Source organism: Arthrobacter sp. FW306-2-2C-D06B (assembly GCF_021789175.1).
Lineage (GTDB): Bacteria > Actinomycetota > Actinomycetes > Actinomycetales > Micrococcaceae > Arthrobacter.
The window spans coordinates 255,132-270,240 of the sequence record NZ_CP084560.1 but is presented as its reverse complement, the minus strand read 5'-3'; the positions used below and the strand labels follow the sequence as shown (position 1 = coordinate 270,240).

Here is a 15,109-nt window from a genome sequence, read left to right as displayed (position 1 = left end):
TTTTGGGGCCTCAAAACGACAACAACTGCGAGTCAGTTGGGATCCTAAAGCTGGGCCAGGACCTGCGCAGGCTTGTTCGTGGTGATCTCGTGGATGCCAAGGCCTTGGCAGAGGGCTACATCGTTCTCCGAATCGACGGTCCACACCCGGAAGCGGCGGCCTGATTCAAGCCAACGCTGGACGGTGCGGGCGTGCTTGCGGACGTAGTCGATGCCCGGGCCGGCCAGTCCCACCTCGCAGTCGTCCAGGATCCGCTCGCCTTCCTGCTGGGCTGCCTTCATCACGTTGGCCACCGCTCCCCCGGTGATGACGCCCAGGCCAAGTTCATCGCGGATTTCTTCCACCGTGACGTCGTCCACCAGCTGGCAGATGTTCTCCGCGGGAACGAACTGGAGCAGATGCTTGACCGAATCCGGGCTGAAACTCATGAAGGAAACCTGGATGTTGTCCAGCATGGAGGTCTCTGCATCCCACCCTTCGCTGCCCAAAAGCTCGAGCACGCGGTCTTCAAGCTTGAGCTGGTAAGGGCTGGGGTGCTTGAGCTCAATGGCCAGGCCGATGGTCCTGCCGGCACCGCGCAGGATCTCCAGCAACTCCGGGAGCGTCAGGAGCTGGTCCGACTTCGCGCCGTACTGGTCGGGAATCCGGGCGCCCTTCCAGGAGGAGAAGTCCAGTTGCCGCAGCTCTTCGAGCGTCTTCTCAGCCACGGGACCGGTGCCGTCCGAGGTACGGTCCAGGTTTGCGTCGTGAAGCAGGACAACGTGCTGGTCCCGCGTCAGGTGGACGTCGCACTCGACGCCGTCGGCGCCGTCGGCGATTGCCTTCAGGTATGCGGCGCGTGTGTGCTCCGCAAATGCGGCACTCGCTCCGCGGTGGGCGTAGACCATGGGCCGCGTGTTTTGCTCCGTGCTTTGGTCTGGGCGACCGGGCTCGTCATTCGTCATGGGGATACGGTAGCCCACGCCCACGACGGCGACGGGGCTACGCTGGGCACATGCAGGTGAACTCTGAACAAATCCCGGTGACCGAGAGCGATAGTGACCCGAACGCGGAGGCTGCCCGGCACGGAGGTGCCAGGAGCAGCTCCACGGTTGCGGCCGGCGTCGGGCAGCGAAACGGTGACGCCGAAAAGGCCGCTGCCCTGCGTCGGATGAAGTCGGTGGCGCTGGCGCTCCTGATTGTGATGGCGGTGGTTTTCACGGCCGCTTTCGCCTTGCAGAGGCAGTATCCGTGGCTGGAATATGTGCGGGCCGCGGCCGAGGGCGGCATGGTGGGAGCCCTGGCCGACTGGTTCGCCGTCACTGCGCTGTTCAAATACCCCATGGGCCTGAAAATCCCTCACACGGCCATCATTCCGCGGCGCAAGGACCAGATCGGCGCTTCGCTCGGGGAATTCGTCGAGACCAACTTCCTGTCCGAGCAGGTGGTCCAGGAGAAGCTCGCGAGCGTGGACATCGCCCGGAAGGCCGGCAAGTGGCTCGCTTCCCCAGGCGGCCCGGAGCGTATTGCCAAGGAAGGTTCGGCACTCATCCGCGGAGCGTTCACCGTGCTGAACGACGACGACGTCCAGGCAGTGATCGAGGGCATGGTCCGCAAGCACCTGCTCACTCCGCCCTGGGGACCGCCGGTGGGCCGCATGGCCGAACGGATCTTTGCCGACGGCCACCACCACAAGCTCGTCGATCTGCTGGTTGACCGTGCGGCGGATTGGGTGGAAGCGAACCACTCCACGGTGAACCGGCTCGTGTCCGACCGTTCGCCGCTCTGGGTTCCGTCCTTCGTGGACGACATCGTGGGCGACCGGGTCTACAACGAAATCGCCAAGTTCATCCGGGCGGTGCAGCAGGATCCCGATCATCAAGTGCGCCAATCGATCGATACATACCTTGGCGATCTTGCCCAGGATCTTCAGCACGATCCTGCAATGATTGCCCGGGCCGAGGCAATCAAGACCCAGGTCCTTGGTGATCCCGAGGTCCGAGAACTCGCCTCCCGCACCTGGGGCACCATCAAGAACGCGCTGCTCTCCGCCGTCGACGATCCCGACAGCGAACTGACACAGCGTTTCAAGAGCGCCGTCCGGGACTTCGGTTCGCGGCTTGTCAGCGATGACGAGCTCGCGGGCAAGGTCAATGCCTGGATCGGTGACGCCGCCGGTTACCTCGTCAAAACGTACCGTTCCGACATTGCGGGGGTCATCACGGACACCGTCGCGCGCTGGGATGCCGAGGAGACTTCGCAAAAGATCGAACTCCAGGTCGGCAAGGACCTGCAGTACATCCGCATCAACGGCACCGTCGTGGGGTCGCTGGCCGGGCTCGCGATCTTCACCGTGGCGCACTTGGTCTTTGGCTGACGGGGGTTCGGCCCGGCACCAAGCAAGGGACATGCCCACCGCTTGCAGCAAGCATTGGACATAATCCCAATATGTCCACTCCATGTACCCGGGAATGAGCATGTCCAACGTGGGCACCCGGCACGCAGCAAGGGGCATGTCCTGCCCTGCCCCTGACCGATGGACATAATCCCAATATGTCCACTCCTCGCGCCCGGGAATGAGCATGTCCAGAGGAGGGGAACCCTCAGCCCAGGAACCGGATCCTCTGGCCGGGGCGGGCTTGGCCCAACAAGTCCAGGTCCGTGCGACGCACCACGGCAATCACGGGGTAGCCACCCGTCACGGGGTGATCAGCGAGGAATACCGTTGGAAGGCCCGACGGCGGGACTTGCAGCGCGCCGAGCACCATGCCTTCGCTGGGCAGTTCCTCGAGCCGGGTCTGGGTCAGCGGTCGGCCCACCAGCCGGGCACCGATCCTGTTGGAGTCAGGCGACAGGGTCCATTCCTGGCTGACGAGGCGGCGCCAGGAGCCGTCGTCGAACCAGTCTGCACGGGGGCCGCGGTCCACGCGGGCTGTGATGGCGCGCCCAGGATCAGGAGCGCGGCGGATGGCAGGGAGGGCATGCGCATTGCTGAGGGTCCCAACGGGCGCACCGGCCCCGGATCCGGGTCCCGCCCCGGGTCCAACCCCATGACCGGGAACGGAAGCCGCTCCCGAAACCAGGCCGTTGCCCGCGGAAACATGTCCGATTCCCAACTGCACACCCGATGTCAACGGCGCGGGGCCTTCACCGGAGAGCATGTCCGTGCTGCTTGAGCCGAGGAGCTTGGGAGCATCGATGCCGCCCTGTACCGCCAGGTAATATCGCAGCCCGAACAGCGGAGCACCGAAGTCCAGCACCGCACCCGGTGCCACGCGGATGGCTTGGTTCAGCGGAATCTCGGCGCCGTTGAGTGTGACGATTCCCTTTGCGCCTGCCACGGCGACCGTCGATGCCGTGACGAACCGCAGGCGAAGCCCGCCGAGCAATATCTCCAATCCGGCCGCTTCCGCTGGATTCGCCACCAGCAGATTTGCGAGGCGGAGTGATTGCCGGTCGAGGGCGCCGGAAGGGCTCAGCCCCAACGAAGCCCAGCCCGGCCTGCCAAGGTCTTCCACCAAGGTGAGTGGGCCGGGGTTCACCACTACGATCCCCATCAGGCCTCCACGAATCGGACCAGGTCACCCGGCCGGATCAGCGCAGGCTCGACCTTGGACGCGTCCCACAGGGCCGCCGTCGTGGTTCCGATCAGTTGCCACCCGCCTGGTGAGGATCGCGGGTAGACGCCGCTGAACTCGCCTGCCAGGGCAACCGAGCCGGCCGGCACGGCCGTACGTGGAGTGTTCCGACGCGGTACGCGGAGCCGCTCATGCGTCGTGACGAGGTACACGAAGCCGGGCGCGAAGCCGGAGAAGGCGGCCGTCCACTCCGAGTTCGTGTGAAGCTTGACCACTTCGGCCTCCCCGATGCCGAGGAACTGTGCCGTCTCGGTAAGATCGGGGCCACCGTAGGAGACCTCAATGGTCACTTCGCGGCCGGAGCTGGCGACGTCGTATGCCGGTTCCGCTGACTCCAGCCAGTCACGGACCTCGGAGGGGCGGATCGTCTCGGGATCGAAGGTGACGAGGACAGTGCGGGCGGCCGGCACGACGTCGATGATCCCCTGCGGCGCGGAAAAGCGAGCCGACGCGCCGGCGCCGGCCAGCCCTCGGTAGTACGCGACGACGGCGGTCAGTTCCGGCAGTTCCACCAAGAAAGCGCTGTCGCCGCAGGGCAGAAAGATCCGGTCAGGCGAAGGACTCAATCTCCACACCAGCTTCCTCAAGGCCGGCGCGCACCGCCGCAGCCAACTCAACAGCACCTGGAGTGTCGCCATGGATGCACAACGAATCGGGCTTCACCCGAACCACTGTGCCGTCCACCGCCAGCACCTCGCCCCGCACTGCAAAGCGCACGGCCCGCTCGACTACCGCGGCGGCGTCGTGCACCATTGCGCCTTCCTGCGAGCGCGGCACCAAGGTGCCGTCCGGCAGGTAGCCGCGGTCCACGAATGCCTCCCGGAAGACCGGGTGCCCGGATTCCTCGGCGAGGCGCAGCAGCGCCGAGCCTGGCAGGCCAAGAACAGGTAGCCCCGGATCGTAGGCATGAATCGCGGCCACCACGGCTTCGGCCTGCTCGACGTCATTGACGATCCTGTTGTACAGGGCGCCGTGGGGTTTGACGTAGTCCACGGAGGCGCCGACAGCGTGGGCCACGCCGTCCAGGGCACCGAGCTGGTAGAGGACATCGCCAAAGAGCTCATCGAAGGACATGTCCATCGCTCGGCGCCCGAAGCCGTGCAGGTCCCGGTAGCCCACATGGGCACCGACCCTGACGTCGAGCTCGAAGGCGGCGCGGCAGCTGTCCAGCATGGTCACCGGATCCCCTGCATGGAAGCCGCACGCGACGTTGGCGCTGCTGACAATCCGAAACATTGAAGCGTCGTTTCCCATGGTCCAGGAGCCGAACGACTCCCCCGAATCAGCGTTGAGATCCATTATTTCCGCCTTCCAGCGCGTTCTGGCGGGCGGCTGGAAGCAGCTCGCCCGGAATGATGTCCGGCATGGGACCGAATGCTTCCCTCGCCGAGGCCGCTACGGCACGGCCCATGACGCGGTTTCCGACTCCGCCCACCACGGCTCCCACGCCGAATGGCAGTGCACGGCCGAGGAAAGCGGCGCCTTGGCGCTGGACGAGGCGCTTGAGGAAGGCACGTTGGATGGCGTCGCGAATGACCCCGAATCCTCCGCCGGGCAGCTTCTTGGTGAGGGTCTTGCCCCAGGCCTGCGTGACGCCTTTGCCTTTGCCGAGCGATTGTCCGCTCAGCGCACCCAGCAAGGCGGTGCCTTCTTCTCCGAGCATGATGGCCATGACCATGGTTCGTGCACGGTCCGGATCGGTCAGGCGGATGCCGTGGAGCTCGGCCAGGGAAGCGGCGTAAAGCGCGGTTCCTTCCAGAAAGCCGATGGTGGCCAGCGCGGACAGGCCTAGAGAGGCAGCCGTACCGATCCCAGGCACGACGGCGGTTGCCCCGACGGCGGCACCCCCGCCGGTGACTGCGGCGAGGTAGTCCCTCTCCAGTTTGGCGGCCAGCTGCGCCGCCGTTGCCTGCGGGTATTTGCGCTGCAAGCGACGGAGGTTCGCCAGCACAAGGGGACGTTGGACCTCGACAGCCCGAAGGAGCACGTTATGGACACCCGGCTTGGCATTGCCGCTGGCGTCGAACATGGCGTTGTGGGCCGTTTCCTGCGCAATCTTTACTGCCTGGTTGGGTCGCTTTGCCATTCTTCACCTCTGCATTCAGCCGTTGGATTCGTTCGGTAGTTCCTTGGCCTAGCCTAGGCCACACGCCCTCTCCCCGGCGTAGACTTTAAGGCGTTCGCGGGAACAGTCCAACGAAGGACAGGAAGCATCCGGAATGATCAAGGCACCAGATCCCAACGAAGTCCGCCATCACAGCGACGCCCCTGCCGAAGGGGAAACGGAGGGTTGGGTGTCTCACGATACCGGCCTTCACAGCCAGGAACCCGCCGAAGGGCCGGATACCGACGACGCCCCCGCGTAGTAGCGTTCATCCTGCGAAATCGGGGGCCTCAAAGTGGCTTCGCACGGAGTACTCGTCCCTCCCGGGGATACTCAACCGGGCAAATTGTTGGCGCGCGTCCTCGACGAACTGCGCGCTTTGGAGAAGCACGACGCCGCGAGCTTCCGCAGCGTCCGACGCAGGATTTCCGCGGAAATCGCCACGATGGACGCCGCCGTCGTCTTCGGTCTCGCCGAAGGGCTCGTACAAGCGGGCTTTGACTGGGAAGGATGGGAGTTCATCAATTCCCATCGGGGGGCTTTCGCTGAGCTGACGCCGGCCCGGCTTGAATATTTGGGACAAGGCATCGCTACGTGGGGCCAGGCCGATGCCTTCGCGACCGACTTGGTGGGGCCCGCGTGGCGCGAAGGACTCATCTCGGACGCCGACGTCGACCGCTGGGCGCGGAGCCCGGACCGTTGGTGGCGGCGCATAGCCCTTGTCTCCACTACCGTCCTCAATACGAGATCACGGTGGGGAACGGGGGATACGCAACGGACGCTCGCCGTCGTCGGCATCCTGATCAACGATCGCGACGACACTGTGGTCAAGGCGGTCAGCTGGGCGTTGCGGTCCTTGGTGCCATGGGATCCGCGCGCCGTCCGGACCTTCCTTGAAATGCATGAGACTGAGCTTGCCGCCCGCGTGAAGCGCGAGGTGCGGACCAAGTTGGAGACCGGGCTGAAATCGCGCCGGCGCAGCGTCCATGGCGCCGAACTTTCCAACTGAACCATCCTCTGTTCTTGGCCGGCCGCTCCGTCCGCCTTCCAGTGCCGCCCGTTGCTGTGTAGCGTGTAGCCATCGTCGCGACGGAGGGCCTCATGCATTCCGGCACTCTCACCCCGTCCAGATCCGGGGACCTCACGGACCCCTGGTTCGGCAAGCGCCGCCGAGTGGGAGGGACGGTGGCAAACTGCCTGGAAGAGCGGCCTGGAAGAAATCATCGTTCTCCCCTACGCCGGCTTCTACGCCAAACGCATCAGCCGTCGGCAACTAGTTGTTTCGGCGGTGACGCGGGGCGAGCCCGCGAGCTACAGCCGGGCATTGGCGGTTCGGCTAGCAGGAGGCGGCTAAGCCCGGACGGGCCCCGCAGACATTCCGCCCGGCGCTGTGTAGCGTGTAGCCAACACCGTGCGACGCATGCTGCGACGCCGCCAGGAAGGACACCGTCACATGGCCGCTGGATCCAAGGAAGACCCCTGGAAGCTCACCACCCCGCCTGGCTCCTCCGACTACACGATGTACCGGGACGAAACGGGTGACCCACCGGCGATCGTTTGCCAGGTGGGTTCCACGACCCTTAAATACCATTTGAGCGCCATTGAGGACCTGCATGCGTGGCTACTTCAGCAAGGCGATTGGGTGCCCCTCGGGGCCGCCGACGAGAACAAGCCCGCCGCCGAAGGCACCGTAGAGGCCTGGGGGCGCGACGAAGGCAATCCGGTGGGCGGTTGGTACGGCCTGCGCAAGGGATACCGCGGTCGCTTCGGCATGTATATGCCGCCACTCCTGGAAGCACTTGGGCTCGCCGAGCTCACCCACGAGAAACGGAACAACAGCATGCGGGGCATAGCGCCTAAGTAGGGAGCACCTCGGGCAGGGTTCGACGACGGCGCGCGAGCCCGCCCATGAAGTCGAAGAAATGGGGCATCGCGGCAGTCATCTGGTCCGCCACGAGCTCGATCAGGACCTTCCGCTTGTCCCTTCTTGCCGAACCCTGCTCGCCACGTCCCCCTGCGCCATCCGGGAATCAGCCGTTGGGATAGGCCTGCGCGATCAGTTTCCCGCGGAGCACGGCGATCTGGGCGTACATGTCGTGCACCAGATATAGATCACGACGCCGGGTCCACGGCTGTCCCGACTGCGGATCATAGGTGCCGGGCATGTCCATGCCTTGGGGAGCGAAAGCGTCCATCCCGTGGTCTTGGGTGGTTTGGACACAGCGCTTGATGTGGTCCCGGAATCCAACAATGCCGGCGATCCCCGAAGGCTGAGAGGCGCGCAGCTCCTTGACCTGGGCTGCAACGCCGTCCGTGCTCAGATACACAATGGTGCCGTCCGCCGAAAAGACAGGTTCAATCGAGGTCACCCCGCTCATGTGGTACTTGGACTCGAGGAACCTGGCGATTTCCCACTGGGCAAAGACGGGAACGTTGCGCCTCGCCCGCAGCTTCGCAACCGTGTCCGCGAGGGCTTCGTTGACCGGGCCGGGCTCGTAGAGCACGCGGCTGGGGTCTCCGCCTCCTGCCGGCCGGCGGTTGCCGAAACCATAGGCAATGATGAAATCAATGCTCTCGACCGGCTTGGTTGGCGGATGCCAGTTGAATCCGATGTCTTCAATGTGGGGTTCAACGACGGAGGCGGTGGCATGGTCCTCAAGTTCGCGTTCCAAGGCGTCCAACATGGCGCGTGTGAGCTTCGCATCCTTTCCCCGCTCGGAAGAGTCCGCGAGGGCCGGAGTAGTGGTGAGCAGCGGTGCCGCCGCGGTCAGCAAGGCAGCGGAGGCGAATGTCCGTCGATCCATGGGTAGAGTCCTTTTCCAGAGAGGTCTCCGGAGACCGTATCGGCGTCCCATGAATCATGAATGAACCGTTCCCGAATAACTCCGAAACCGCAGCCCCCCACCCACCGGCCGTCTTGGGGAATCCGTTGCTCCGTAACTGCCGTTTTGGGCGCCCAGAACGACAGTTACGGAGCAATCGATGGATCAGACCCGCGCGCTCCCGATCACGGGAAGTCCCGCCGTCGGGAAAAGGCTCGGGAAGACCGACGGCGCGGGGACCGGCACTTCGTCGAGTGGCACAGTGACCGTCTCGACGCCGACGACGACCCGCTGCCCGCGCACGCTGACCTCCAAAGGCGCGGTATCTTCCAAAGGTGCGGCACCGGCGTCGGGCGCTGAACCTGAAGCTGCATCCAGAACCAGCGCAAGGCTGATGGACCCCGGGCGCAGCTCGACGGACAGGAGCCGCCCGCGGATCTTGAGCCGGAAGGACAGGCTGTCCCACTCGGCCGGCAGCCGCGGATCGAAGTGCGGGATCTCGCCCTGGTCCCGCATGCCCGCGAATCCGCACACCAGGGAACTCCAGATACCGCCGGTGGACGCGATGTGCACGCCGTCAACGGTGTTGTTGTGCGTGTTGTCCAGGTCGATGAACAAGGCCTCGGTGAAGTGCTTGAGGGCGACGTCGGAGTAACCCACCTCGGCCGCCATGATTCCCTGCACGCAGGCGGACAAGGTGGAGTCGCCTGTGGTGATGGGATCGTAGAAGTCGAACGCGCGCTGCTTTTCCTCGGCCGTGAAGTCCTGCCACTGCAGGAACATCGCCAGCACCGTGTCCGCTTGCTTGAGGACTTGGTGCCGGTAGATCACCAGCGGGTGGAAGTTGAGCAGCAGCGGGTACTTGGAGCGCGGCGTGGACCAGTCCCACGGCTCCAGGGTCATGAAGTCGTTGTCCTGGCTGTAGATCTCCATGTCCGGATCGTAGGGAAGGGACATGCGCGCGGCGGCCTGTTGCCACACCATCCGTTCGGTATCCGGGACGTCCGGGTGTTCCAGTGCCGCGGCGGCTCGCAGATTAAAGCGGGCCATGACATTCGTGTAGAGGTTGTCGTTGACCACGGCCGTGTATTCATCCGGGCCAGTGACGCCGTGGATGTGGAACAAGCCGTCTTTGCCGAAGAAGCCCAGCGATGCCCACATGCGGGCCGTCTCGATCAACAGATCGGCTCCCACCTCGGCGCGGAAGCTCGCGTCGCCACTGGCCCACTGGTACCGGTTGGTGGCGAAGGCGATGGCGGCGGCGATGTGGAACTGCGCGGTGCCCGCGGCGTAGTAGGCGCTGGCCTCGTGCCCGTTGATGGTCCGCCACGGGAACAGCGCACCTTCCACGCTCAGTTCCTTGGCCCGGATACGGGCGTCGGGAAGCATGGCGTGGCGGGATTCCAGCACCTGGCGGGCAGCGGTCGGATTGGTGTACGTCAGGTAAGGCAGCAAGTACACCTCCTGGTCCCAGAAGTAGTGGCCCTCATAGCCGGAGCCGCTGACGCCCTTCGCCGGAATGCCCGCGACCCCGGCTCGCGCGGTGGCCTGGGCAAGCTGGAACAGGCTCCAGCGCACGGCCTGCTGCTGTTCGGGCTGGCCACCAATGGTGATATCCGCTGTGGACCAGTAATCACGGTAGTGGGCCGCGCCTTCGGCCAGGAGCGCGTCGAACGGCACGAGCCCCAACTCGGCGTCGGACGCCAGGAGCTCGCCGGGATCTGCTGCGCTTGCGTCGGCACTGTTCACGACGTAGCTGACGGTCTTCTCCAAGCGGAAGATCTCGCCCTCATTCACGGCCATGACGTAGCGGACCGTGGACTCGTCCTCCCCCACCACGGTTTCGAATGGTTGGCCTTCGGCGGAAATCCAGTGGTCCACGGCCATGCCGATGCGCTGCCTGGATTCGGCGGTTTCCCAGGCCATGCGCAGGGATCCGTCGGAGCCCTGGAGGTGGAGCGGGAGCAACACCCGGCCGGCGTGGCGGCCGGAGCGGCGTGGGTCGTGGGCCGAGTGGTCCTCCACAGGCTGGTCCTGCCGGTTGATCACCAAGGACGTGACGTCAGCAGAAACCTGGCGGTCTGCGGTGAGGCTCAGCTCGATGCCCAGGGAACCCCTGGATTCGATTCCGACGGCGCGGCGCTCCACCGTCGTGACGATGGCGCCTGAACGGCACTCCCACGTGACAGCGCACTCGTAAACGCCCGTGGCGAAGTCGATGCTGCGGCGGTAGTTCTGCACTGTTGACTCGGCGAGGCTCAGTTGTTCGCCGTCGATGACAACGTTGAAGTTGTTGGCATCCGGGACGTAGACGATCCTTTGTCCTATACGGGCAAAACCGTACGCGTTCTCGGCGTGCTTGATGTCCCACGTTTCGTGGAAACCGTTGATGAACGTGCCGGGAAGCTCGGCGTCCGCTCCCGCCCAATGGGCGCCGCGGATGCCCAGGTGGCCGTTGCCGAGGCTGAAGAGGGTTTCGAGAGTACCGGCGTCACCGGGAACGTGGATGCTCTCCACGAGCTTCCACGGTTCGCATGGAAAGCGCAGCCGGTCGGAGCTGATAAGTGCCATGGGACTGTTGTGTTCCTTCTGTTTCTGGTGAAACGGCTTGGTTAGAGGAGATCGTCGAGGTCGTCGACCACAAACGTCGCGCCGGCGTCGAGCAGGGTCTGGTGGCCGGCGCCCCGGTCCACCCCGATCACCGCGCGGAAGTTCCCGGCGCTGCCGGCCTGCACGCCGGACACGGCGTCCTCGACGACGACGCAGCCTGCGGCCGGAACGTCCAGCAGCTCGGCCGCGTAACGGAACGTGGCGGGATCCGGCTTGCCGGGGAGCCCGACGGCGGCCGCCACCTGGCCGTCGACCACCACCGGGAAGTAGCCATCCAGTCCGGCCGCCTTCAGGACGGCGGGCGCGTTGCGCGAAGAGGAGACGACGGCGAGCTTGAGTCCCAGTTCCAAGGCTGCGTGGATGAACCGGACAGAGCCCGCGTAAGGCTCGACGCCGCGCGAATCCACGATCTCGTTGAAGATCCGGTTCTTGCGGTTGCCCAGGCCCTGCACGCTCGTGTTGGCGGGATCGTCGTCTGTGGGTCCTTCCGGCAAGGTGATTCCACGGGAGGTGAGGAAATCCCGGACTCCATCGAAGCGCGGCTTGCCGTCGATGTGGTCGAAGTAGTCGCTCTCCTGGTAACCCTCCGGATGCCCTGTTTCGGCCAGGTAGCCGTCGAAGAGTTCCTGCCAGGCCTGCTCATGCACGACGGCGGTCGGCGTCAGCACGCCGTCGAGGTCGAAAAGGAGCGCAGTAGCTCCCGTCCATGCGGTCTTCTGGGTTGCTCGAATATCAGTCATGGTGTGGAGTGGTCCGTTCAGCGCTGGCGGCGCGTGGTTTTGCGTTCAATGAGTTTCGTGTCAAGGAAGTGGTTGGAGGGTTCGTTGGGGGCGTCGGCGTTCTGGAGCCGGTCCACCAGGAGGTTGGCGGCGAAGGCACCTTGGTCCGCCACTGGCTGCGCCACCGTGCTTAGGCCAAGGAACCAGCTCATCGGGTGGTCGTCGATTCCAATCACGGAGACATTCTTCGGCGCGGACAATCCGTGCTCCCGCAATGCCATCAGCGCCCCGAAAGCCGCCTCGTCACAGTGCGCGAAGACTGCGGTGGGAAGGCTTCTGTGGGCAATGAGTTCGTTCATGGCTATACGGCCGCCGTCGATCGTGGAATCCGAATTGATGACCAAGTCCGGATGAACGGTCAGGTGATGGTCCTTCAATGCACGGCTGAATCCCTTGAGCCTGTCGCTGGCCGTCAACACCGAGTTCTCGTGGGTTTCGCGGCCGGAAAGCACCGCCAGATCCCAATGGCCCAGCCCGAGCAGGTGGGAAGTGGCCTGCCAAGCTGCGAGTTCGTCGTCGATCCCTACGTTGTCCCACGGTACGGAAGTCATCCCCACGCTCGCAACTGCAAGGCCGGACGCGGCCAAGAGGGCAATCTCGGATTCGCTCAAATCGACGTTGAGAAGCAGCACGCCGTCCACGCGTTGGGACAGTCCAAGGAGGTCGCCGAAGATCTTCCGTTTGACGCTCGACTTGCCGCGCAGGCTGATCAGGACGGTGTCGAATCCGCTGTCCCCGAACACTTCCTCGGCCGCTTCGACGGCCTGGGCGAAGAACCAGGCGGTGGCAGTGGGAGCGATGATCGCGATGGAACCGGTACTTCCGCCGGCTAGCCGGGCTGCCGCGGAGGATGCCTTGTAGCCGAGTTTGGCGGCGGCGTCGGAAACTTTGGCTTGCGCTTTTTCGGACACGTTCGGAAGGTTCCGCAGGGCGCGTGAAACGGTGCAGATGGACAAGCCCGAGAGGACGGCAACGTCCTGGATTGTCACGCGGTGAGCCTTAACCATTCAACACGGCCTCAACCCTTTCATCTTCTGGATTTAGCGCCACATCCTTGCACCGCCGAAGAAGAGTGTAAGCGCTTACAATTTTGGCAATCAAGAGTTGTATTCCGGCACCCTCGAATGTGACGCGGACCTCACCTCAACGAAGGACGTAATACCTCAGGAACGCGCTGACATCACTCATTTCCGGGGCCTCGATCCGATGCCCCATCCCAGGGTAGGTTCGCGCGGTGAGTGCGGTGTTTTTGTCGAGCCATTCCGCCGTGTGCTCAATGGCGTCACTGAAGATCACGGGATCGGCTTTGTCCCTGCCCCAGAAGAACGGCGGCGGCGAGTCGAAGGATTCGCTGAGCGCCAGGAGGTCGTTTTCCAGCACGAATCCGGAGAGGCCCACCGTCGCTTGGAAGCCTTCCGGACGAAGCCGCAGAAGCGTACTGGCCATGGCCATGCCTTGGGAATAGCCCAGAAGGCTCACGCTGCTGTGGTTGCGTTTGACTGAGTCAATCCAGGCGAACACCTTGTTGGTGGCGGTGATGACGTCCGCAAAGTCATTGGCCAGGAAGTAGTCCAGCAGGAACCAGCCATAGTGGTCGCCGATCGGCATGGGCCCACGGAGCGCGGCGCAGGTGAATTCTTTGGGGAGCTGGGGAAAGAGATTCACCATCCGCTGCTCGTCCGTGCCGTACCCATGCATCATCACAAGCAGCGGCGTCCCGGCGCGCTCATTTTCCGGTTTGGACCAGACGACTGTTTCCATGGGAAGAGCCTATGCGCCCTTTCTCCCTTGCCCGCCGTCGCCGTCGCCGTCGAAATCGCTGGAACGCGCCCGGGTCGCCGAAAGGCTCGGGCGAGCCGGCACCGTTCCGGCGAGCTCGCGCTCAACAGTGGGCCTCGGCGCGGCTGGCTACTGCCTTGTGATGATCCGTCCCGCCTTGATGACTGTACGCGTGCGGCTTTCGTCCCAGAGCACCGACGGGTCGTCAACGGGATTTCCGTCCAGGATGACCAAGTCTCCCAAGGCTCCTTCGGCTATACGGCCCAGGTCATCGCGACGCAACAGGGCTGCGTTGGTCGATGTTGCCGAGCGAAGCGCATCGTAGACACCCAATGCTTCGCATTGCAGGCGGAGCCCGGCCAATTGCTCATCCTCCAACTCCCCCATGAGGTCCGTACCAAATCCAATCCGGACTCCCGCGTCGCGGGCCAGCTCGACGGCGTTCCGGCCGGCATTCAGCACTTCCAGGTTCTTGGCCGCCCCTACCTCCGTGAGACCGACTTCTTCGCCACGCCGGGCCATAGCGTCGTAGGTCGCCAACGTTGGTACCAGGTAGACCTCGTGGTCAGCCATCAAGCGGGCAGTTTCAGCGTCCAACAGATTGCCGTGCTCAATACAGCGCACCCCGTTGAGCACCGAATGACGGATGGCCTCGGGCGAGTAAGCGTGGGCCGTCGCATAGCTGCCCCGGCGGGACGCCTCTTCCGTTACCGTTCGGATTTCGGCCGAGCTGTATTGTGGAACCCTGATGGGGTCGACGGGGGAAATGACTCCGCCGGACGTCATGAGCTTGATGGCCGTGGCTCCGGTGCGGAAGCGGTTGCGCACGGCCCGCAGCAGCTCATCCGCACCGTCCACCACTTCGCACATGTGGCCGCCATGGAAGCAACCGCCGTCGTCCGCGGCCCGGATGTCACCGTGGCCACCTGTCTGGCTCAGGGCAGGTCCGGTAAAGAAGTACCTCGGACCTGCGTACAAGCCTTCGTCGATGGCATTGGCGAGGCCTATGTCTCCCCCGGCCACGTCACGGACGCTCGTGAAGCCCCTGTTCAAGGCCGACTCAAGTCGCCGGGCCCCTGCGAGCGCAGAGTAGCTCAATGGCCCTGTTTCGTTCTTGGCGGCAGTCAAGCTGAGCGCATAGGCATGGAAATGCGCATCGATGAGCCCGGGAATCACGGTACGGCCGTCGGCGTCAACGATTGTTCCGGCCTCTTCCACGTCTCGCCCCACTTCCGTGATCCGGCCTTCGCGGACGGTGATGGAACCCTCGAGCAGGTTCCGGGTCTCGCCATCGAAGATGAGGGCGTTAAGGATGGTCAGTGTTCCCGGCGTCGTGTTGGTCACGTGTGGAAGCCCCTTTTCAGCTGTTTTCGCGGGCGCCGCTCCTTGGCGGCCGCC

General features: G+C 64.5%; 15 protein-coding genes. 4 read left to right on the top strand and 11 right to left on the bottom strand.

What is annotated here, in order from left to right:
• Positions 1–44: 44 nt before the first annotated feature.
• Positions 45–944 (bottom strand): glycerophosphodiester phosphodiesterase, encoded by a 900-nt coding sequence (locus LFT47_RS01290; RefSeq protein WP_236814362.1) that lies wholly within the window; start codon positions 942–944, stop codon positions 45–47.
• Between the two features lie 206 nt (positions 945–1,150).
• Between LFT47_RS01290 and LFT47_RS01285 the strand changes: the two genes are divergently transcribed.
• Positions 1,151–2,356, top strand: a complete 1,206-nt coding sequence (locus LFT47_RS01285; protein ID WP_442863453.1) for a DUF445 domain-containing protein — start codon at positions 1,151–1,153, stop codon at positions 2,354–2,356.
• A 226-nt stretch (positions 2,357–2,582) separates the two neighbouring features.
• Here LFT47_RS01285 and LFT47_RS01280 read toward each other — a convergent pair whose 3' ends face one another.
• Genes LFT47_RS01280 through LFT47_RS01265 form a run of 4 tightly spaced genes read right to left on the bottom strand, consistent with a single transcriptional unit; the run spans position 2,583 to position 5,703 of the window.
• Entirely contained in the window at positions 2,583–3,536 is a 954-nt protein-coding gene (locus tag LFT47_RS01280; RefSeq protein ID WP_236814358.1) for a biotin-dependent carboxyltransferase family protein, read from the bottom strand.
• Complete coding sequence (gene pxpB / locus LFT47_RS01275; protein ID WP_236814356.1) at positions 3,536–4,129, bottom strand: 5-oxoprolinase subunit PxpB; 594 nt, start codon at positions 4,127–4,129, stop codon at positions 3,536–3,538. Before pxpB ends, LFT47_RS01280 begins: the two co-directional genes overlap by 1 nt.
• Positions 4,130–4,166: 37 nt before the next feature.
• Entirely contained in the window at positions 4,167–4,916 is a 750-nt protein-coding gene (locus tag LFT47_RS01270; RefSeq protein ID WP_236814354.1) for a LamB/YcsF family protein, read from the bottom strand.
• Positions 4,900–5,703, bottom strand: a complete 804-nt coding sequence (locus LFT47_RS01265; protein ID WP_236814352.1) for a hypothetical protein — start codon at positions 5,701–5,703, stop codon at positions 4,900–4,902. The genes LFT47_RS01270 and LFT47_RS01265 overlap by 17 nt, the downstream gene beginning before the upstream one ends.
• A gap of 133 nt (positions 5,704–5,836) precedes the next feature.
• On the opposite strand from LFT47_RS01265, the gene LFT47_RS01260 reads away from it, so the two are divergent.
• From LFT47_RS01260 to LFT47_RS01250, 3 genes are all read left to right on the top strand, one after another.
• On the top strand, positions 5,837–5,983 hold the full coding sequence (locus LFT47_RS01260; RefSeq protein WP_236814350.1) for a hypothetical protein: 147 nt from the start codon (positions 5,837–5,839) through the stop codon (positions 5,981–5,983).
• Positions 5,984–6,016: 33 nt separating this feature from the next.
• Positions 6,017–6,730 carry a DNA alkylation repair protein gene (locus LFT47_RS01255; RefSeq protein ID WP_236814348.1) on the top strand — a complete coding sequence of 238 codons (714 nt, stop codon included), beginning with the start codon at positions 6,017–6,019 and terminating at the stop codon, positions 6,728–6,730.
• A gap of 444 nt (positions 6,731–7,174) precedes the next feature.
• Positions 7,175–7,585 carry a DUF6855 family protein gene (locus LFT47_RS01250; RefSeq protein ID WP_236814346.1) on the top strand — a complete coding sequence of 137 codons (411 nt, stop codon included), beginning with the start codon at positions 7,175–7,177 and terminating at the stop codon, positions 7,583–7,585.
• A gap of 166 nt (positions 7,586–7,751) precedes the next feature.
• Here LFT47_RS01250 and LFT47_RS01245 read toward each other — a convergent pair whose 3' ends face one another.
• The 6 genes from LFT47_RS01245 to LFT47_RS01220 form a co-directional block, all read right to left on the bottom strand.
• Entirely contained in the window at positions 7,752–8,525 is a 774-nt protein-coding gene (locus LFT47_RS01245) for a hypothetical protein (RefSeq protein ID WP_236814344.1), read from the bottom strand.
• Positions 8,526–8,708: 183 nt separating this feature from the next.
• Positions 8,709–11,114, bottom strand: a complete 2,406-nt coding sequence (locus tag LFT47_RS01240; protein WP_236814343.1) for a glycoside hydrolase family 65 protein — start codon at positions 11,112–11,114, stop codon at positions 8,709–8,711.
• A gap of 41 nt (positions 11,115–11,155) precedes the next feature.
• Positions 11,156–11,893, bottom strand: a complete 738-nt coding sequence (locus LFT47_RS01235) for an HAD family hydrolase (protein ID WP_236814341.1) — start codon at positions 11,891–11,893, stop codon at positions 11,156–11,158.
• Between the two features lie 17 nt (positions 11,894–11,910).
• Positions 11,911–12,921 carry a LacI family DNA-binding transcriptional regulator gene (locus LFT47_RS01230; protein ID WP_236814339.1) on the bottom strand — a complete coding sequence of 337 codons (1,011 nt, stop codon included), beginning with the start codon at positions 12,919–12,921 and terminating at the stop codon, positions 11,911–11,913.
• A 154-nt stretch (positions 12,922–13,075) separates the two neighbouring features.
• Positions 13,076–13,693, bottom strand: coding sequence for an alpha/beta hydrolase (locus tag LFT47_RS01225; protein ID WP_236814337.1), 618 nt, complete (start codon positions 13,691–13,693; stop codon positions 13,076–13,078).
• A 147-nt stretch (positions 13,694–13,840) separates the two neighbouring features.
• Positions 13,841–15,055 carry a metal-dependent hydrolase family protein gene (locus LFT47_RS01220; protein WP_236814335.1) on the bottom strand — a complete coding sequence of 405 codons (1,215 nt, stop codon included), beginning with the start codon at positions 15,053–15,055 and terminating at the stop codon, positions 13,841–13,843.
• Positions 15,056–15,109: the final 54 nt, after the last annotated feature.